This is a genomic window from Marinomonas sp. NPDC078689 (assembly GCF_044542435.1).
Classification (GTDB): Bacteria; Pseudomonadota; Gammaproteobacteria; order Pseudomonadales; family Marinomonadaceae; genus Marinomonas; species Marinomonas arenicola.
Genome location: NZ_JBITUJ010000008.1, coordinates 1 through 19,687, shown reverse-complemented (window position 1 = coordinate 19,687; position 19,687 = coordinate 1). Strand labels below are relative to the sequence as shown.

Here is a 19,687-nt window from a genome sequence, read left to right as displayed (position 1 = left end):
GTACTGGAATGCTTATTCCTCTTACCCATGTCTTGAGATACCGATCCTTGAAAAGAGTTTCTTAATGTCGCTAATTACCGTGGGAGTCAACCACAAAACAGCCCCAGTATCGATTCGTGAGCGCTTAGCCTTTGCCCCAGAAAAAATGGTGGAGGCTCTGTCTTCTTTGGTGTCTGAGAAAAAAGCCAATGAAGCCGTAATTGTCTCTACGTGCAATCGGACTGAGTTATATTGCGCAATTGAAGATGGTCGCGATGTGGATGACGTTATCCGCTGGTTAGGGCATTATCATCAATTGGATTTCGATGATCTTAAGCAATATTGTTATACGCACTTTAATGATGACAGTGTTCGTCATGTGATGCGTGTGGCGTCAGGATTGGATTCTCTTATTTTAGGTGAGCCGCAAATTTTAGGGCAGGTTAAGTCTGCTTATGCGGTTTCTCAAGAAGGCGAGTGCATAGGCCCTGAATTGCGCGCCTTGTTTCAGCGTACCTTCTCGATCGCCAAGCGCGTCCGCACAGACACCGCGATTGGTGAAAACCCTGTCTCGATTGCGTTTGCCGCCGTGAGCTTAGCGCAACGCATTTTTGCCGATATTCGACAAAATACAGCCTTGTTGATTGGCGCAGGGCAAACCATAGAATTGGTTGCTCGTCATTTAAAAGAGCAAGGTGTTAAGCGAATCATAGTGGCCAACAGAACCTTAATGCGTGCAGAAACCTTAGCCAATGATTTAGGCGCCGAAGCCATCATGCTGGGTGATATCGGCGATTATCTTGCTCAGGCAGACATTGTTATTTCATCGACAGCGAGCCAGTTACCTATCATAGGCAAAGGAATGGTTGAGCGTGCAACCTCTAAGCGCCGCCATAATCCTATGTTGCTAATCGACATCGCGGTGCCTAGGGATATTGAACCAGAAGTAGAGGAAGTGAAAGACGCTTACCTTTATACCGTTGACGATTTGCATTCAGTGATTGAAGAAAATGTGCGAGCAAGGCAAGATGCCGCCAAAGCCGCAGAGTTAATTATTGAAGAAGGGGTCGACTCTTATCGTCGCACCCTAGAATCCCGTAAAATGTCTGACCTAATAGTCACTTACCGACATTCTGCAGAAGACATAAAAGACATTGAGTTGGCGAAAGCGATGAAAAGCTTAGAGTCCGGCCAATCCCCTGAGCAAGTGATCAATAAACTCGCGCATGGGCTGATGAATAAATTGATCCACGCTCCCACTCGTTATCTCAGAGAGGCGGGTGCGGATGCGGATCAACACGGATTAACCATTGCCGCAACTGTATTGGGCATTAATGAAGATAAAGATAATTAAAAATGAAAGATTCGATAAAGTTTAAATTAGAGAGTTTGTCTGATCGTTATGATGAATTAGCGGCACAGTTAAGTGAAGCTGAGGTCATCATGGATCAGGATTTATTTCGTGCTTACTCAAAAGAGTACGCAGAATTAGAGCCAGTGGTTAAGTGCTTCAATGAATATCAGCAAGTTGTTGAAAATATCGAAGAAGCCGAGTTGATGATGACGGATTCCGACCCGGATATTAAAGAGATGGGTGTGGAAGAAATGAAAGCAGGTCAGCAGCAACAAGAAGCGCTGCAGCTTGTTTTGCAGAAGCTATTGTTGCCTAAAGACCCTAACGATTCACGTAACGTGTTCTTAGAAGTTCGAGCCGGAACCGGCGGTGATGAAGCGTCTATTTTCTCTGGTGATTTGTTCCGCATGTATTCGCGTTACGCGGAAACTCAACGCTGGAAAGTAGAAATTGTCAGTGCCAGCGATGGCGAACATGGCGGTTACAAAGAAGTCATTGCGCGTATTGTTGGTGAAGGTGCTTATTCTAAGCTTAAGTTTGAATCGGGTGCACACCGCGTGCAACGTGTTCCTGCAACGGAATCTCAAGGCCGTATTCATACCTCGGCTTGTACTGTCGCTGTGATGCCAGAAATGGACGAAGTGGCGGATATTGCGATAAACAAAAGCGATTTACGAGTCGATACTTTCCGTGCCTCTGGGGCGGGTGGTCAGCACGTAAACAAAACCGATTCTGCGATTCGTTTGACGCATATTCCAACCGGTGTTGTGGTTGAGTGTCAGGAAGAGCGTTCACAGCATAAGAACCGCGCGAAAGCGATGTCTTTGCTTGCGTCTCGCTTATTAGCAGCGGAGCAAGATAAAGCCGCTAGCGAGCAATCTGAAGCGCGTAAATCATTGGTGGGTAGTGGTGATCGTTCTGAGCGAATCCGTACTTATAATTACCCGCAAGGCCGTGTAACCGACCACCGTATTAATTTGACCTTATACAAACTGGACGAAATTGTTGCTGGGGATTTAGATGTATTGATCAATCCTCTAGTGAATGAGTTCCAAGCAGAGCAACTTGCAGCGTTGAGTTCAGACAATTAATTTTGTGTAAATGGCTGACATCATAGGGTTATGATCGCATATGCGAATTGACGAATTACTAAAAGGCGCTTACGAGCGCCTTACTTTTGTGTCGGATACGGCTCAGTTGGATGCGCAGCTTTTGTTGGCGCATGTGTTAGGAGTAACAACGGCGTATTTTTATACCTGGCCGGATAAAATATTAGAGCACTCATCGATTGCTGAGTTTGAGGCGCTGCTCCAGAGGCGTGAGCAAGGTGAACCGATCGCTTATATTATCCGCCATCAGGCTTTTTGGACGCTGGAGCTGGAGGTGGCGGAATGCACCTTGATTCCCCGTGCAGACACTGAGCGTTTGGTTGAGGTGGCTTTGGCGTTAATTGATCCAATGGCCGCCAATTGTGTGCTGGACTTAGGGACTGGCACTGGCGCCATTGCGCTCGCTTTAGCGGCAGAAAGTCCTTCATCCTCTGTGACAGGCATTGATTTTAATGAAGAGGCGGTGACTTTAGCTAGGCGTAATGCAAAGCGAAATCAGCTGGATGTTGAGTTCATACAGAGCAGTTGGTTTGATCAATTAGACGCCTCTAATCAGTTTAATTTGATCGTCTCCAATCCGCCTTATATTGACCCTGATGATGAGCATTTAGCACAAGGTGATGTCCGCTTTGAGCCAAGGAGTGCCTTGGTTGCGGAGCAGCAAGGGTTAGCGGATATTCTGCATATTATTGCTTGTGCGCCGAGCTATTTAAGCGAAGCCGGTTACCTTGTTTTTGAGCATGGTTATGATCAAGGTGCTGCGGTGCGTTCTGCGTTTTTAGCACAAGGTTATACGGACGTGAAAACCCACCAAGATTTGGGCGTTAATGACCGTGTTACTCAAGGTCGTAAGCCTGTAAAGGGGTAAGTTAGCGAGGAATAAAATGCGTGATGCAAAGAGCATCACGCAACCTGAAGGTGTTATTTTTGCGGCTGTGCGCTTTCGGGACGAACAAAAATAGGTTCATTTTTGGTTGAGCGCTCAGCATCATAGCGATAGCCCGCCAAATCAAAGCGTTTTAGCTCTTCTAAGGTTTCGCAGCGATTCTCAATCAGGTAGCGAGACATTAAGCCACGCGCTTTTTTAGCATAAAAACTAATCACTTTGAATTGACCGTTTTTTTCATCTAGGAAATTTGGGCTAATCAATGTGCTCTTGAGGCGCTTGGTATTTACGGCCTTAAAGTATTCATTTGACGCTAGGTTAACCAACAGTTCGCCTTCACTTAATTCACTGTTTAGAGAATCCACAATGGTGTCTCCCCAAAACTGATACAAGTTGCTGCCGTTTGCATTTTCCAGTCTGGTTCCCATTTCTAAGCGGTAGGCTTGCATTAGATCTAGGGGTTTTAGCAGGCCATATAAGCCACTCAAAATTCTTAAATGCCCTTGTGCATAGGCGATATTGTCAGCGCTTAAAGAATAAGCGTCGAGACCCGTATATACATCGCCCATGAAGGTGTAGATCGCAGGGCGACTATTGTGTGTTGAGTGTGATTTTTCCCAGGCGTGATAACGCTCCACATTGAGTGTGGCTAACTTGTCGCTGAGTTTCATTAGTGATGCAATTTGCGCAGGTGTGTACGGCTTTATCGTGTCAATCAGTTGTTGAGACTGTTCTAAGAAGCGCGGTTGACTAAATTCATTTACGCTCGGCGTGGACGTTGTATCCAGTGTTTTTGCTGGTGATATTAAGAATTTCATAAGGCTTCCATCGGCTCAATTGTTGCGTTTGTTAAAGATTATCCATAGAGTGTCGATAGATATCTAGAGGATGCTGCAATAGAGATAGGTTATGAATGATAATCTGATACCTTTTCCGAACATTAAGCGAGTGATAAACGTCCCTTCAGAGGAAGCTGTTTGTAACAGTGAACTTGTTGAATTGAGGGAGGCTTTTGATCGTGCCCGAGCACAGTGGCCGATTGAAATCGCAGAATTGCCCGAAGAAAATAAGATTTACTCCCATAATAAAAAATAATCATGTGACAAGCTTTGTTTAGCGCTTGTCTGCCAAGGATGTCTTTTACATGTTCGCTTTTCTTATTCGCCACTCGTTGTTGTGTATGTTTTTGGCGGCCATTTTAGGTTTTGTGTTCCCTTCATTATCACTTAGTGTGTTTCCTTTTCTTCCCTTAGTGTTGTTTTTCCTGATGACGCTGACCTTGCTTGGTATTAAACAAGCGGAGTTAATCATTAGGCTCCGAAATAGAAAAATTTGGTTGTATTCCAGCTTACATGCGATCTTTTACATGCTTTTTATTGGTCTTATCGGCTGGTTGTTCTCGGCAAATGCCTCATTGCAATTGGCCATGGTGGCTGTGGCTGCAACGGGGTCGCTGTTTGCGACGCCAGCGATTGTAAGAGCGCTAGGGTTTGACAGTGTAGAAGCCATGGCGATGACCATTGCAACAACCTTATTGCTGCCATTGGTGATTTTTGTGACCTTGCTGATTTACCAAGGCGATAGTGTTCACCTTGATCTAGTGGCGTATTTTTTACGATTAATTATTTTTGTCTTTGGTCCGATGGCCTTTTCGTTTCTGGTGCATGCGATTGCGCCACGAGAAGCGCTTGACCGAATGTTGGTGAAAATCTCTCCTTATACGATTTTGTTGGTGTTTGCTTTTCCTTTTGGTTTGATCGGAAGCTTTAGAGTGCTGTTTGATCAGGACCCAATGGCAGCGCTAAACTATTTACTGGTCGCGATGGGCTTATGCGCCCTGTTCTTTAGTGTGTCTTTGCTGGTCTATTGGCGATCAGGAAAAGAAATCGCCTTAACAGCAGCGATAACATCAGGCAACCGAAATGTCTTGTTAACTTACAGTATTGCTGGCGCGCTATTAGGGCCAGCATTCCTTCCCTTGGCAGGCGCGTTGCAATTGCCAACCTCCCTTTTACCGGTGATTACCCGCTGGTTAAACAAAAAACTATAGTGTTTCTTTTTTTGATTGGCTGGCATTCATCACACGCCAATATGGCGCTTTGGTGAGTGGTGCAATCATGTCCAGTGACAGCATCCGAGAGCTGCAAGTTGTCTCGCTAGAATTGCATGAACTTGTGGTGCGTTTTAAATAGCGTTTAAAGACAAAAAAGGCCGTTTACTTGGGAGAGTAAACGGCCTTTTTATTGAGTGAACGTTATTGAATGAACGCGTTAGTGCTCTTGTGGTAAGGGCAGTGCTTTTAGTCTATCGCTGGCTTGGTTAAGGCTAACCATCATAATGTCTTGGCTGGCTTTTATGTCGCCCATGGCTTTGAGTAAACGACTAAGTTCAGCAAGGGCTTCACTTTGGCTGTCCAAGGAGAAAGCGTGTTCGTAATAGTCTTTGGCTTTTCCCCAAAGGCGAAGGGACTGACTCAAGCGGCCACACACCAGTAATAGGTTAGCGCTGTGGGGCTCTTTTTTCAGCCAGCCTTCACAATTGGCTAACAGTTTCTTAGGCGCCAATTCGCGTAGATTGCCGTATTCATAAATCAACGCCTCTGACCACTTGTTGTTTAGGCTGTGGCGAATGAAATGCTCCGCTTTCTCTTCGTCATTAAAACTAATGAGCGTTTGGGCGTAAAGCTGACGCATGTGATCGTCTTGAGATAAAGTGTCCAATTTGTTCCAGAGTGCTTCTACGTCTGCAACCAAGTCTTTGTTGCTTTCCCCTAACTTATTGCGGAAATTGATTTTGTTTAACAGAGCCCAAAAGGCATTACGTTCGATTTCGAGCATGTTGTCGTTATCAAAAATCCCTTCTTTCTTAAGTGTTGGAGTTAGCTCGAACAAGGCGTCCCAATCTTTTAATTTGGTGTAAACCGAAACCAGCATTTTAAGAATCTGTCGGTGTTTCGGCTTGAGCTTTTGCAAACGAAGCAAGGAGGCGAGTGCGCCTTCGTAGTGACCTTGTCTCATTTGTATTTGGCTTTGCGCAAAGCCAATGGCAAATTCGGCTTCAGGCGTTGACTGATGAGCGGTTCTTAGCAGTGTTTTAGAGCGCTCATGTTCGTCTTGCTCACTGGCCGCGTAAGCGGCACCAATGTAGTTAATTAATGGATAAGACACGTTGTTCGCGCTGTTTGTGAGCAGTTTTTCGGCTTTTCGCCAGTTTCCGCCCACCAGTTCGAGCATGCCTCGAATGGTGTTTTTGGTGGCGCGTTTTGTGGCAAGGCTATCGGTGAGTTTAGACAGTGAATTGCTAGGGCGTAATAATACAAAGAGAATACGCTTAACCCAGCTAAGCACAAAGAGGGTGATGATAATGGCGACAACCAAAACCCATAGGCTTGTTTCGAGTGTCACACCATTATAGGCGATCAGGACATAGCCGCTGTCTTGGCGCATCAATAGACCTAATACGCCGCCAATGGCCATCATGATCACCAGTACGAAGAGGAGTTTTCTCATGCTCCTGCTCCTTGCACTGGACTTTCAGTGCTGTTTTGTTCTGTTTCATTAGAAGGCGCAGCAGCCTCGCTCGATTCACTGGGTTGAACTTGCTCTTCTTGATGTTCCGATGTCGGACGAGCATTCCACTCTTTCATCATTTCCTTCATGGCATTCAGTGAGGCTCTTGGCTGTGGTAGCTCAGGCGCTGGGTTAACTTGCTGCAATGAGGTCAGGCTGGTCATAAATGCAATGACGTTTTGAGAGCGTGTATCAAAGTGTGCGGTAATGGCGTCTGCGACTCGAGACAAGGCTTTTTGATAAATTGACGATTCGCCTTTTACTAAAGCCACTTGCGCGACGTCAATTTGTAACTGTAAGCCTGTGACTAACTCTTGATACTCGGCTGGTGGCAGTAAGGTTTTAATGGGTTTGTGGTTGTAGTTAATAACAACCAGTGACTTGATGGAGTCCCATAAGCTTGCCAGTGTGCTAGTGACTTTTGAAGAGGCTTGATCCAGTTTGCCTTGCGGGGCTTCTTGTGTGCTTTCTTGCCATTTTTTAGAAGGTTCTCTTTGTGGCAATTGGCCAACTTGATCGTACAAGGCGCCCAATTGTAGGTAGCGGCCTTCAACGTCAAAATGGCTGGTGGATTTTAGCGCTTGAATGTCTTTTGCAATGGCTTTACGTGCGTTAAAAAAGAGAGGGTCTTCAAGTGCAGAAAGAATATCATCGGCATTGGAAAGCAGTGTTTCTGCCCCTGTAAGGTCGGCCTCTAGTAGGACTCTTTGGTTGGCTAGACGTACTAGGTATTCCGCTTCAGCCAGTTTCCAGTCCTCTTTATTCGCGCTGTTTATTTTACGTACGCGGTTCTCAAGTGCCTGCAGTTGCGTTTGCTGCTTGGTTTGTTGTGCTTGCAATGAGGCGGCTTGTTCGCGAGTGTTTTGCTCTGCTTGGGTGACTTGGTCGGATAATTGTACGAGTTGGCTGTGTGTTTGATTGCGAGCCTTAAACTCTGTATTTACCTTGTCTTGCTGGCTTTTTAAAAGCGCAAGCTGAGCTTGAGTGTTGCTTTGTTGGCTCTGGTAAAACAGCCATCCGCTTGTCCCTAATGCAATAATAGAAATGACCAGAGAGGCGGCTATTAGCGTTCGATGCATAGTGACGGGCGCTTGATTTTGGGTGTTGTGATTGTTTGACGGTTCCGTTGTCATTGTTGGAGAATCTTCGCTATTAGCTACATCGTGTTCTGAAGTGTGCTTATTAGTCTCTATCATTCTGTTGTCCTGTGTGAAGTTCCGTCGCCGTTATTAGACTAGCGTCATCTGCACCGTTTGCGCAAATAGCATTATGCCAGCCCATGGTCTTCGCCAAAGCGTTCACTCGTTCGCTTGGCGTTAGAAGTAATAGTGATTTAAAGCTGGGTTTGAATTGCTCAATGTAGCTGTTAAGGTTTATCAAGCTTTCACCACTGGTTGCCCATATTAAATGAATATCGGGTAATAAGGCGAAAGTTTGGGCGTGGTAAACAGGCTTTTTTCTTTCATAGAGAGAAAGGTACTGTACGTGAGCGCCTCTTTTCTCTAGTTGTTCTCCGAGTTCTGGTCGTCCGCCTTCCCCTCTTACTATGAGTACTTTCTGATGGCGCATTTTTACCGGTTTAAGCCATTCTAATAGCGCTTCCGTAGTGTGCCCTGGATTGGTTATCGCGGGAATGTTTTCAGCTCGCAATGTTTCTGTTGTGCCTTTTCCTATGCCTATCCAATGAGTATTCACGGGTAACATAGGCCAGCAGTCATCCAGCCATTGTGCGGCGGCTCTTGCTGCATTTTTACTGACAAAAATAACATACTGAAATTCATCAATGTTAAAAATTTGTGAGCGAATGGCCGCCACTTTATTTGCTTCACTTATCGGAACAATCTCTAGCATAGGCAGAGACACGCCATGAAATCCTTGTTCAGTTGCGCGTTCACAACTGAGGGTGTTTTCTGGCTCAGGCCGAGTGATTAGTATGTTTAATTTACTCACCGGTGTTATTTGCCTTTCATCGCGTGTGGGTTGTTATTGATAAATAGAAGCAAGAATGCGATCAGCGCCTTGTTGTAACAAGTCGTCAGCGAGTTGAACGCCTAATGATTTAGCGTCGTGTTTGTGTCCTGTGATCTCACTGGTGATCATGGTTTTTCCATCAGGGCTGCCAACCAAGCCACGGACAAATAACTGATCGTCATTGAGCGTTGCAAAACAAGCGATTGGGGCTTGGCATCCGCCATTTAAACGTTCGTTAATGGCGCGTTCAGCCGTCACTCGAATGGCGGTTTCTTCATGTTGCAATGGTGCGAGTAACGCCACTGTGTCCTGGTCGTCAGAGCGACATTCAATACCCATAGCGCCTTGGCCACCGGCTGGCAAGCTGACTGTGTCGGGAATTCTTTGCTGGATGCGGTCTTGCATCTCTAGGCGTATTAGCCCTGCCGTGGCCAAAATAATGGCATCGTATTCGCCTGCGTCTAGTTTTCTTAGGCGAGTGTTTACATTGCCTCTAAGGTCTTTTACGACTATGTCTGGTCTGTGCATACGCAGTTGGCAAGAGCGTCGTAAGCTGGAGGTACCGACAACACTGCCAGCAGGCAAGTCTGCTGCAGAGGCAAAGTGGTTGGAGACAAAAGCATCGGTTGGGTCTTCGCGTTCACAAATAACAGCAAGACCTAAGCCATCTGGAAAAGCCATAGGCACGTCTTTCATGGAGTGCACAGCAATGTCCGCACGGCCATCCAATAACGCCGTTTCTAACTCTTTAACGAAGAGTCCTTTGCCACCAATTTTTGAGAGCGGTGAATCTAAAATTTGATCGCCTTTGGTTGTCATGCCAAGCAATTCGACTTTGAGGTTTGGGTAGAGCGATTCTAATTGAGCTTTTACCGTATTGGCTTGCCATAAAGCGAGTTGGCTTTCGCGGGTAGCGATCACGATTTTATCTTTCACATTATCTCCTAGTAAGGCGTCGGAAGAAAAAGCATTCTTCGTTGAGATTTATGGCCTTAATCATACTCGTTAAGCGGTGGGTCGTCATCCTTCCACGCTTTATAAGTGGCGGCGCTTAAGGTACTCTTGGCAGCTGTTTGAATTTGTGTGGGAACTGATTGAATGACTGATACTACTAAAACCACGAACCAGCAATGGGGTGGTCGCTTTTCCGAACCTGTAGATGCTTTTGTTGCTCGTTTTACAGCGTCTGTTGAGTTTGATCAACGAATGGCGAAACAAGACATCCAAGGCTCTATTGCGCACGGCACCATGCTCGCAAGCGTAGGGGTTTTGACAGACGATGAGCGTGATCAGATTATTCAAGGTTTGACCGAGATAGAAGAAGAAATCGCACGTGGTGAGTTTCAATGGTCGATCGAGCTAGAAGACGTTCATATGAACATCGAAGCGCGTTTGACTCAAAAAATTGGCATTACCGGCAAAAAACTTCATACCGGTCGTTCTCGAAATGATCAAGTGGCGACAGACATTCGTCTTTACATGCGCGATGAAGTGGATTTCTTGCTAGAAGAAGTCACTCGCCTGCAGCAAGGCATTTTGAGTCTTGCTGAAAAAGAAGCGGCGACTATTATGCCTGGCTTTACGCACTTGCAAACGGCTCAGCCAGTTACGTTTGGTCACCACCTAATGGCGTGGTATGAAATGATGCAACGTGATTACGAGCGTTTAGTTGATTGCCGTAAGCGTATTAATATTCTGCCATTGGGTGCTGCGGCACTTGCTGGTACCACGTACCCAATCGATCGTAACATGACGGCAGAATTGCTGGGCTTTGAACGTCCAACTTACAACTCTTTAGACTCTGTTAGTGATCGTGATTTTGCCATCGAATTTACTTCTGCTGCCTCTATTATCATGATGCACATGTCTCGCTGGGCTGAAGAAATGGTGATGTGGGCGTCTGCGCAATTTAACTTCATCTACTTACCTGATCGTTTTTGTACAGGTTCGTCGATTATGCCGCAAAAGAAAAACCCAGATGTACCTGAACTAGTTCGCGGTAAAACGGGTCGTGTTTATGGGCACCTAATGGGGTTGTTAACCCTAATGAAGTCTCAATGTCTGGCATACAACAAAGACAACCAAGAAGACAAAGAGCCCTTATTTGATACGGTCGATACTTTAAAAGGTTCGTTGCGTGCCTTTGCAGACATGATTCCAGCGATCGAATCTCGTAAAGAGCACATGTATGAAGCTGCTCGTCGTGGCTTTTCTACCGCAACAGACTTGGCCGATTATTTGGTTCGCCAAGGCGTGGCGTTTCGTGATGCCCATGAAGTTGTTGGTAAAGCAGTGGGGTATGGCGTTAAAGAAGGTAAGGACTTATCAGAAATGACGCTTGAAGAGTTGCAGTCATTCGGCGACATGATTAAAGCGGACGTATTTGATGTGTTGACCCTAGAAGGCTCCGTTGCTGCGCGTGATCACATTGGTGGTACTGCGCCAGCGCAAGTTCTTAAAGCGGTCGCTCGAGCAAAGCAAGAGTTAGCAGCGCGTTAAGCGATAGAGTAGATAAACCCAATAAAAACGGCGCATTGAATGCGCCGTTTTTTTTATTTCTCTAAGGTAAAAGGAGACTCTGGTCCGAGCAATTCATTGGTGAGCATACTTGGGCTAATATTGAGCTCAAAATGGAAGGATTTATCTTTGAGTCCGCAGCCATCAAATACGATTGCCCAGCTGTCTTTGCTCGGATCTTTCGGCATTCTCCAGCAAACCCCTTTGATGTTTACATAGCGGGTGCCATCAGCGTCTTCTGTTATTGGGTAGCTTATTTCTCGCTTGGTGCCTTTCAAATAGTCTTTTTGAGCTTGCTTAGAAGCGGCGATTTTCTTTTGCAATTCTGCAGAAAAAATTTCTCTGGTCGCGTTAGAGTCTGCCGCAGGGGACAAGGAAAAATGAGACAGATCCAGTAATGAGGATTTGGTCGATATGTCGCCTGTTTTTTCTGTGTCTGCGTCTTGATCTGTTTTGATATCGTCCGCTGACGGGGCGACTTGAGCGGTGATATTTCCTTCGCTATTAATGTGCGGTCGATTCGGGGCCGGGTTTTCGCCTGTCACCTTGTCAGTCGCGTTAGGGTTTGAAGAAGTGGTAGGGACGGTAGGCGCTGTCTCCTTGGCGGTTTCATCTCTCACAGAGGTGTCTTTTTGTGTTGTCTCATCACTTGTCTGGTTTGGTTTGTGGACAAATGTCACTTCAAGTGGCGGCTGAGCAGGCGTTTCTTTGGCTTGCCAGAGGGTGAACCCTCCGTAAATGTTGAGCAAAGTGATGATAATGATATGAAGGGCAAGGGCGCTGACGAGTGCGATCACCCACGGTGGTATGTATGGTTTGCTTTTCATAATCAAAGCGTAAGTTCGCTGACCCTTTAAATAATGAGGTTTATTTAAATCATTACCTATCTACCTTGATGTGATTATCGAAAATTCAAGGTGGGAGGGATTCTTTTATTGGTAAAGAATATTATTTTAAATGCCGCTCTAGGGTTGGGAAACACCTAGCCTACAAGTATACTGTAAGCATCAAAAATTGAAGAGATTAAGACGATGTTTAAATGGTTTTCAGTACTTATTTTGGTTGTGTTCCTAACGGCCTGTGGCAACAAAGGTCCTCTTTACTTGCCAACTGATAAGGCTGCACCACAACAAGAATCGTCTGCTAACTGAGGATCCCCTTTTGGACTTTTTTAACTATAAAAATCAGGTTTTGCAGGCAGAGAACGTTGCTTTAACAGACCTAGCGCAAGAATATGGCACGCCTTGTTATGTTTACTCGCGAGCGACGTTAGAGCGTCATTACTCAGCGTATGCTGATGCCTTTGCTTCTCACCCAACATTAATTTGTTATGCCGTAAAAGCCTGTTCAAACATTGCAATTTTGAATGTGCTTGCGCGCTTAGGGTCTGGCTTCGATATTGTTTCCGTTGGTGAATTGGAGCGCGTACTGAAAGCGGGCGGCGACCCTGCCAAAGTAATGTTTTCAGGGTTAGGCAAGCAAGCGGTAGAGATGCGTAGAGCGCTTGAAGTGGGAATACATTGCTTCAATGTAGAATCTGAAGCGGAATTGTACCGACTTGATCAAGTGGCTGGCGAGATGGGGAAAATTGCCCCTGTGTCGTTACGTGTAAACCCAGACGTGGACGCAAAAACACACCCGTATATTTCGACAGGCTTGAAAGAAAACAAGTTTGGCATTGATATCAAAGACGCCGTTCGCATTTACCAAATAGCGCACAAGCTGCCAAATCTAAATGTGATGGGTGTGGATTGCCATATCGGCTCTCAATTGACAGAGCTAAAACCTTTCCTAGATACCTTCGATCGTTTGATTGGTTTGGTAGACGAGCTTTCTGCTGTTGGCATCGAAATCAAGCACCTTGATTTAGGAGGTGGTTTAGGGGTTCGTTACCGTGATGAAGTGCCGCCAGAACCTGCTGAATACGCTCAACTTGTGTTGGAAAAAGTGAAAGGTCGCAATGTGACGCTGGCATTTGAACCTGGCCGCTCAATTGCCGCTAATGCTGGCCTATTAGTAACTCAAGTTGAGTTTCTAAAGTGCACGGCACACAAAAACTTTGCCATCATTGACGGTGCCATGAACGATTTGATTCGCCCGTCTTTGTACAGTGCTTGGATGGATATTGTGCCAGTGTCATTGGCGCCAACGCCAGAAGGTAGCCGCAGTTATGACTTGGTGGGGCCTATTTGTGAAACAGGAGATTTCCTGGGTAAAGATCGCGAATTAGACATTCAGGCAGGGGATTTATTGGCAGTTCGTTCCGCGGGCGCTTACGGCTTTACTATGTCTTCTAACTACAATAGCCGAAATAGAGCGGCTGAAGTCATGGTGGATGGTGATAAAACGTATCTTATACGCGCTCGTGAAACAATAGAGCATCAATTAGCCGGCGAGCAAGTATTGCCCGACTAAGGAGTCTATTGTGTTATTGAAATTTACTAAAATGCACGGTTTGGGTAACGATTTTATTGTTGTCGATGCGGTGTCACGCAAAGTGTTTTTTAATCAAAAACAAATTCAGCGTTTAAGTGATCGCAACTTTGGTATCGGCTTTGATCAATTATTGATGGTTGAGCCGCCGACAAATCCAGACATGGATTTTCGCTACCGTATTTACAATGCGGACGGCTCTGAAGTTGAGCACTGTGGTAACGGTGCGCGCTGCTTTGCTAAATTTGTATTGGACCGAGAGTTAACCAATAAGCACATTATCAACGTGGAAACGAAAGGTGGCCAAATCCAGCTTCGTGTTGTTGATGGTGGCTTAGTAACGGTCGACATGGGAATGCCAAGCTTCGAGCCTAAGACATTGCCCTTTATCGCAGAGTCCTCTGAGTCATTGTATACGCTTGATGCTGGTGGCCAAGATTATGAGATCACGCCGGTATCGGTTGGCAACCCGCACGCGGTTTTACGTGTTGACGCTTTGCGTGACGAAGAAGTCTCAACAGTTGGTGCCCTGATAGAGTGTCATGAACGTTTCCCACAGAAGGTCAATGTTGGCTTTATGCAGGTGCTAAATAAAGAGGAAATTAATCTTCGTGTTTATGAGCGTGGTGCTGGTGAAACACAAGCGTGTGGCACAGGTGCTTGCGCCGCGGTCGTTGCAGGTATTAAGCAAGGTTGGTTAGGGCCTAAAGTGACCGCGCATTTACGCGGTGGAGACTTACATATTGAATGGCAAGGTGAAGGCCACCCTATTCTTATGACAGGTCCTGCAGAAAAAGTCTTTGAAGGACAGATCTACCTATAGAGGTGTTATGAACGAAGCGGAAGTTATTCAGTATCTATCAGATAAACCGGATTTTTTTGTTAAGAATCCCGAGTTGTTGGAAAGCTTAACGCTTCCGCACCCCGTTCATGGGCGTGTTGTTTCTTTGCTTGAATATCAGGTCGATTTATTAAGAAAATCCACGTCGGATTATCGTCGTGAATTTGATCGCCTGATTGATGTGGCTCGTGAAAATGAAGCCATCATGCAGAAGACACGTCGTTTCATTTTGGCTGGACTAGAATGCCACACATTGGATGAGTTTGCGGTCGTCATCGATGACATGGTACGAGATGACTTTGCGGCGTCTCGGCATGCATTTGTGTTGTTTGGCGATGCTCAAGATTCCGCGATTCGTTGTTGCTCTGCTGAAGAGGTTGTTACTCACCTTGCGACTATCCCAAAAATGAAGCAGTCCGCTTGTGGGGGCTTGTCTAAAAAAGAGCTTGCCTATTTATTTCAAGAAGACGCTTCTGACATCCAGTCTCATGCTGTAATGCCGATTATGTCTATTGATAAGGGGAAAAAGCACGCGATTGGCGTTTTGGTGCTTGGAGCCTCGTCCAAAAATACCTTTGCTAAAAAGAAAGAAAACTTGTTTCTAGAGCACATAGCCGAGTTATTAAATGTCTTAATTCAAAGGCTTTCCTCATGAAAAAAGTCGTCGCGTTTGATCTGGATAACACATTGTGGGATGTCGATCCTGTTATTGTGAGAGCAGAGTATGCAATGGAGTCTTGGTTTGAGGAGCGTTTTCCTGGCTTTGATGCGCGCTACCCTTTTGCGGTGCGACAAGAAATACGCAAAGCGTTAATTGTCGAGCAACCTTCTTTGCTGGCGAATATTTCAGCGGCTCGCTATGAAGTTTATAAGACGGCATTAAAGCAATTTGGTTTGCCAACGGAAGAGGCAGATTCTGTGGCGCAAGCTGCTCTATCGTATTTTTCTGAGTGGCGCCAAAAAGTCGATTTATACCCGCACGTAAAAGAAGTGTTAGAAGGTCTCCAGTCTGATTACTCATTGATCGCGATTACTAACGGCAATGCCGATGTATTTCATCCTTATGTTGGTATTGGGCATTATTTTGATTTTGCGATTCGTGCCGATCAAGTGGGCGTTGCCAAGCCAGACAGCAAGTTGTTTGAACTGGCTGCAGACAAAGCTGGCGTTTCAGTAGAGCGTATTGTGCATATCGGTGACCATCCTATTGATGATGTTGCAGGAGCGGCTAGAGCGGGAATCAAAAGTATTTGGTTTAACCGACATGGGGCTCGACGCTGGGACGATCAGTGGTCTTTGCGCTCTGATATAGAGGTGCATTCTATATTGGAGTTGCCGGAAGCGGTCCGTTTACTGCTTCCATAGTGTTTTTCTATTACCTTAGTAGGTGGAACTCATTTTTACCCAAATAGTTTAGTGTTACACTAGGCTCATTCATTAGTTAAAACTGATTTTAAGGAAAATTTTATGGGTGATAATACTGTTCACATTACCGACGCTCAATTTTCAGAAGAAGTACTGAATTCTGATGTGCCTGTTATTGTTGATTTCTGGGCTCCTTGGTGTGGTCCTTGTAAAATGATTGCGCCAGTGTTGGAAGATGTTGCTGCTGAATTTGCAGGCAGAGTGAAAGTGGTTAAGTTGAACGTTGACGAAAACACTGAAACAGCACCTAAGTACAATGTTCGTGGTATTCCAACTTTATTGGTTGTGAAGGGCGGTGAAGTGGTTGCTACTAAAGTAGGCGCTGTTTCTAAGTCTCAATTGGTTGAATTCGTAAACGGCGCTATCTAATACTAGTTGTTCTGTTTATCTAAAAAAGCAGCCGGATGGCTGCTTTTTTTATGCCTGTTGTTTTTAACGGGCAATGTCTTTTCTTTAGATATGCTCAGTCTTTAAGCAGTGCCAACCTTTGTGAAAACTCGGCAGAATTGGAGTTGGTTAGAGCGGCAACCACACCTTGTGCGTACGGTAAATATTTCTTTAAATCTGCTTTAGGCATAGGATCGTCATTAGGCAGTTTTACGGTCACTGGGTTTTTGTGGACACCATTCACCCTGAATTCGTAATGTAGATGTGGCCCTGTTGCCCAGCCTGTTTGGCCGACATAAGCGATGATGTTCCCTTGCTTTACTTTTTTACCTTTGCGCATGCCACGGGCAAAGCCTCGTAGATGAGCGTACAGTGTCTGGTAACCTTTTCCATGATTGATGATGACGACATTGCCATAGCCTTTTTGCTTGCCTGCAAAAGACACTTTTCCGTCTCCAGCTGCCTTGACTGGGGTGCCACTGGCGGCAGCATAATCTACCCCGCGGTGAGGGCGGCTGGTCTTGAAGATCGGGTGCAGTCGGTTTGGATTGAACTTGGATGAAATTCGAGTGAAGTCAACGGGCGTTCGGATAAAGGCTTTGCGCATCGCTAACCCGTCGGGGGTGTAATAGCTTGCCCCTTTATTTGTCTCATAGCGAATGGCTTGAAAGGTGCGTCCGTTATTGATGAACTGCGCGGCCAGAATGTTGCCATTAGCAATTTTTTCGCCGTCTAAAAACTTCTCTTCATATAGCAGGCTAAAACGATCGCCTTTTCGAATGTCGAGGGCAAAATCAATGTCCCAGCCAAAAATATTCGCCAGCTCAATGAGTAGCGGTTGGTCGATGTTCGCGTTCATTCCGTCTACGAATAATGAGTTATTAATAACCGCTTCTTTGTAGGTTTGAGATATGTCTGGGGTTCTGTTGGTTTCACCGCGTTCGAACTGATCATTTTTACGTTCGAAATCGATGCTTTGTAGTCGATTTAGCACCAGCTTAATGTGTTTGAGTGAACCAGATGGCTGTTCAATTGCAAATTCCAGGTGTTGTCCGGGTCTCATGCGCAATAAGCTTTTTTGCTTCTTGTCAGCGCTGGAGACTTTGTAAATATCGTTCGCAGATACCTGGTAACTGGACAATACCTTGGACAATGAGTCGCCTTCTTTTATTTGTACTGAGTGCTTTTCAATAGTGAACTTGGGTCTAGGATTGGCAGTGAGAGAGGAGGTTGACGGTTTTGCGTTTGAATTATTTGATTGCTCATTTTCTCCTCCTTTATCAATAAGATAAGGCAGGCTATTATGAGTGGCTTGATTGCTAATCACTTGAGTCTTAACGTTATTTAATGAGGAGGATCCACTTTCAAATAATGACAGCTCAGATTCTTTAATAACTTGCGGCGTTATGGTTAAAGAAATGTTTTGTGTGTCTTTTGATGCGCCTGTTGGAAAAGCAAAAAATACAATTGCAAGAAAGGCGCAGACAATGCCGATCAGTAAAAGATGCTTCGCTGGTATAAGTTTAGCCAAAATGAGTACCCAAAATTCTTTATTAAAGCCTTATAATCGTACCAACATTACTTTTATAATTGAATGCTTTAATAAAACTAACTTTCAGGAAATGGATCTAACAAATGACCGTAAGCAGTAACGACCTTTTAAACGACTTGCAAGCTCGTGGGCTTATCGCCCAAATGACGGCAGAAGAAGAGCTTAAATCTCATCTGGCTAGTGGCAGTCGTACGCTTTATTGTGGTTTTGATCCAACCGCGGATAGCCTACATCTAGGTCATCTTGTTCCGTTGCTTGTTTTGAAGCGCTTTCAAGATGCTGGCCACAATCCGATTGCCTTGGTTGGTGGTGCAACCGGGTTGATTGGTGATCCAAGCTTTAAAGCAGCAGAGCGCCAGTTGAATACTTCTGATGTTGTCGCCGATTGGGCAGAGAAGATTCGTGGCCAAGTAAGTCAATTTGTAAAATTTGATGATGTGCCAAACCCTGCGAAGGTTGTTAATAACCTCGACTGGGCAGGCGAAATGAGCATGTTGGATTTCTTGCGAGACATTGGCAAACATTTTTCTGTTAATGCCATGATCAATAAAGAGTCGGTACAACAGCGTCTTAATAGAGAAGGTGCTGGTATTTCATTCACTGAATTCTCATATGCTTTATTACAAGGTATGGACTTCGCTGAGCTTAACCGCACTTATGATTGCACCATCCAAGTGGGGGGCAGTGATCAGTGGGGTAATATAGTCGGAGGTATTGATTTATCTCGTCGTCAAAACCAGTCTCAAGCCTTTGGTTTAACCGTTCCCCTGGTAACAAAATCGGATGGCACGAAATTCGGAAAAACAGAGTCTGGTGCGGTTTGGTTAGACCCTGCTAAAACCAGTCAATATGCTTTTTATCAATTCTGGATGAATACGGCTGACGCTGATGTTTATAAATTTTTGAAATTTTTCACTTTCTTAAGTCTTGAAGAAATTGATGCGATTGAAAAAGCAGACCAAGAAAGTACCAGCAAGCCTGAAGCTCAGTCTATTTTGGCTCGTGAAGCGACTAAATTGGTTCATGGTGAAGAAGGGTTGCAAGCGGCAGAGCGTATTACAAAAGCCTTGTTTAGTGGCCAAGCAGATGATCTAAGTGAGCAAGACCTAGAGCAAATTCAGTTAGATGGTTTACCGAGCAGTTCATTGCAAGGTATTGACCTAGCTGCCACGCCATTAACCTCTTTATTGGCTGATGCGGGATTGGCGGCAAGTGGTAAACAGGTAAAGGACGCATTGCAACGTAATTCTGTTGTGGTAAATGGCAAGGCCCAGGGCTTAGATAACAATATGGACGCGGCTAGTATTTTTGCTGCTGAAGACGGTTACTACAACAAGTACTTCCTAGTGAAATTAGGTAAGAAGAAGCATCACCTGTTCGTTCTGTAAGGTGACAAATGGGTTGTTTGATACAAAGGCGCTTCGGCGCCTTTTTAATTAATTTAAGAAAGTGTTAAAAAGTGCTTGCGCTAATTTTTTCAGAATGTATTATACGCACCCACTGACACGGACAACGACGCAAACAAGAGTTTGCCACTTAGCTTGCTAAGTAAGTCGACCGACATGTCAGACGCTCTTTAAAATAGATAATCAGATAATTTGTGTGGGCGCTCGCTGGAGTCTTCAGAAGATCATCGCCGTTCGGTTTACCGGAAGGTAGTTGAT

The 19,687-nt window shown here is 45.2% G+C and carries 20 protein-coding genes; 13 read left to right on the top strand and 7 right to left on the bottom strand.

The window, feature by feature from the left end:
* Positions 1-64 precede the first annotated feature (64 nt).
* The 3 genes from hemA to prmC are packed head-to-tail and all read left to right on the top strand — an operon-like array spanning position 65 to position 3,310.
* A complete protein-coding gene (gene hemA, locus ACIGBN_RS13185) occupies positions 65-1,333 on the top strand; it encodes a glutamyl-tRNA reductase (RefSeq protein WP_133004099.1) in 1,269 nt (422 codons plus the stop codon).
* A gap of 2 nt (positions 1,334-1,335) precedes the next feature.
* The gene (gene prfA, locus ACIGBN_RS13180) at positions 1,336-2,424 is read left to right on the top strand and encodes a peptide chain release factor 1 (protein WP_133004098.1); all 1,089 of its coding nucleotides are present in this window, start codon (positions 1,336-1,338) and stop codon (positions 2,422-2,424) included.
* Positions 2,425-2,464: 40 nt separating this feature from the next.
* Positions 2,465-3,310, top strand: a complete 846-nt coding sequence (gene prmC, locus ACIGBN_RS13175; RefSeq protein WP_396665958.1) for a peptide chain release factor N(5)-glutamine methyltransferase — start codon at positions 2,465-2,467, stop codon at positions 3,308-3,310.
* 53 nt (positions 3,311-3,363) lie between these two features.
* On the opposite strand, the gene yaaA is transcribed toward prmC, so the two are convergent.
* Positions 3,364-4,146 (bottom strand): peroxide stress protein YaaA, encoded by a 783-nt coding sequence (gene yaaA, locus ACIGBN_RS13170; protein WP_396665956.1) that lies wholly within the window; start codon positions 4,144-4,146, stop codon positions 3,364-3,366.
* Between the two features lie 91 nt (positions 4,147-4,237).
* On the opposite strand from yaaA, the gene ACIGBN_RS13165 reads away from it, so the two are divergent.
* Positions 4,238-4,423: a hypothetical protein gene (locus ACIGBN_RS13165; RefSeq protein WP_133004095.1), complete on the top strand. Its 186-nt coding sequence runs from the start codon at positions 4,238-4,240 to the stop codon at positions 4,421-4,423.
* Between the two features lie 49 nt (positions 4,424-4,472).
* Positions 4,473-5,378 carry a hypothetical protein gene (locus tag ACIGBN_RS13160; protein WP_133004094.1) on the top strand — a complete coding sequence of 302 codons (906 nt, stop codon included), beginning with the start codon at positions 4,473-4,475 and terminating at the stop codon, positions 5,376-5,378.
* Positions 5,379-5,598: 220 nt separating this feature from the next.
* On the opposite strand, the gene ACIGBN_RS13155 is transcribed toward ACIGBN_RS13160, so the two are convergent.
* The 4 genes from ACIGBN_RS13155 to hemC are packed head-to-tail and all read right to left on the bottom strand — an operon-like array spanning position 5,599 to position 9,804.
* Entirely contained in the window at positions 5,599-6,837 is a 1,239-nt protein-coding gene (locus tag ACIGBN_RS13155; RefSeq protein ID WP_133004093.1) for a heme biosynthesis HemY N-terminal domain-containing protein, read from the bottom strand.
* Positions 6,834-8,093 (bottom strand): uroporphyrinogen-III C-methyltransferase, encoded by a 1,260-nt coding sequence (locus tag ACIGBN_RS13150; RefSeq protein ID WP_396665953.1) that lies wholly within the window; start codon positions 8,091-8,093, stop codon positions 6,834-6,836. The genes ACIGBN_RS13155 and ACIGBN_RS13150 overlap by 4 nt, the downstream gene beginning before the upstream one ends.
* Positions 8,080-8,847: a uroporphyrinogen-III synthase gene (locus tag ACIGBN_RS13145; RefSeq protein WP_133004091.1), complete on the bottom strand. Its 768-nt coding sequence runs from the start codon at positions 8,845-8,847 to the stop codon at positions 8,080-8,082. The genes ACIGBN_RS13150 and ACIGBN_RS13145 overlap by 14 nt, the downstream gene beginning before the upstream one ends.
* A gap of 33 nt (positions 8,848-8,880) precedes the next feature.
* The gene (hemC, locus tag ACIGBN_RS13140) at positions 8,881-9,804 is read right to left on the bottom strand and encodes a hydroxymethylbilane synthase (protein WP_341565186.1); all 924 of its coding nucleotides are present in this window, start codon (positions 9,802-9,804) and stop codon (positions 8,881-8,883) included.
* Between the two features lie 162 nt (positions 9,805-9,966).
* On the opposite strand from hemC, the gene argH reads away from it, so the two are divergent.
* A complete protein-coding gene (argH, locus tag ACIGBN_RS13135; protein WP_133004089.1) occupies positions 9,967-11,367 on the top strand; it encodes an argininosuccinate lyase in 1,401 nt (466 codons plus the stop codon).
* Positions 11,368-11,420: 53 nt separating this feature from the next.
* Here argH and ACIGBN_RS13130 read toward each other — a convergent pair whose 3' ends face one another.
* On the bottom strand, positions 11,421-12,212 hold the full coding sequence (locus ACIGBN_RS13130) for a hypothetical protein (RefSeq protein ID WP_396665950.1): 792 nt from the start codon (positions 12,210-12,212) through the stop codon (positions 11,421-11,423).
* A 204-nt stretch (positions 12,213-12,416) separates the two neighbouring features.
* Here ACIGBN_RS13130 and ACIGBN_RS13125 point away from each other — a divergent pair, with 204 nt between their 5' ends.
* From ACIGBN_RS13125 to trxA, 6 genes are all read left to right on the top strand, one after another.
* Positions 12,417-12,536 carry a lipoprotein gene (locus ACIGBN_RS13125; protein WP_133004087.1) on the top strand — a complete coding sequence of 40 codons (120 nt, stop codon included), beginning with the start codon at positions 12,417-12,419 and terminating at the stop codon, positions 12,534-12,536.
* 10 nt (positions 12,537-12,546) lie between these two features.
* Entirely contained in the window at positions 12,547-13,800 is a 1,254-nt protein-coding gene (gene lysA, locus ACIGBN_RS13120; RefSeq protein ID WP_341568148.1) for a diaminopimelate decarboxylase, read from the top strand.
* Positions 13,801-13,810: 10 nt separating this feature from the next.
* Entirely contained in the window at positions 13,811-14,641 is an 831-nt protein-coding gene (dapF, locus tag ACIGBN_RS13115) for a diaminopimelate epimerase (RefSeq protein ID WP_396665947.1), read from the top strand.
* Between the two features lie 7 nt (positions 14,642-14,648).
* A complete protein-coding gene (locus tag ACIGBN_RS13110; RefSeq protein WP_396665945.1) occupies positions 14,649-15,314 on the top strand; it encodes a DUF484 family protein in 666 nt (221 codons plus the stop codon).
* Positions 15,311-16,024, top strand: a complete 714-nt coding sequence (locus tag ACIGBN_RS13105) for an HAD family hydrolase (protein WP_396665943.1) — start codon at positions 15,311-15,313, stop codon at positions 16,022-16,024. The genes ACIGBN_RS13110 and ACIGBN_RS13105 overlap by 4 nt, the downstream gene beginning before the upstream one ends.
* Before the next feature lie 102 nt (positions 16,025-16,126).
* Entirely contained in the window at positions 16,127-16,453 is a 327-nt protein-coding gene (trxA, locus tag ACIGBN_RS13100; protein WP_133004082.1) for a thioredoxin TrxA, read from the top strand.
* Between the two features lie 94 nt (positions 16,454-16,547).
* Here the strand turns inward: trxA and ACIGBN_RS13095 are convergent, their stop codons facing one another.
* Positions 16,548-18,002 (bottom strand): peptidoglycan DD-metalloendopeptidase family protein, encoded by a 1,455-nt coding sequence (locus ACIGBN_RS13095; RefSeq protein ID WP_396665941.1) that lies wholly within the window; start codon positions 18,000-18,002, stop codon positions 16,548-16,550.
* 104 nt (positions 18,003-18,106) lie between these two features.
* Between ACIGBN_RS13095 and tyrS the strand changes: the two genes are divergently transcribed.
* The gene (tyrS, locus tag ACIGBN_RS13090) at positions 18,107-19,411 is read left to right on the top strand and encodes a tyrosine--tRNA ligase (RefSeq protein ID WP_396665939.1); all 1,305 of its coding nucleotides are present in this window, start codon (positions 18,107-18,109) and stop codon (positions 19,409-19,411) included.
* Positions 19,412-19,687 lie beyond the last annotated feature (276 nt).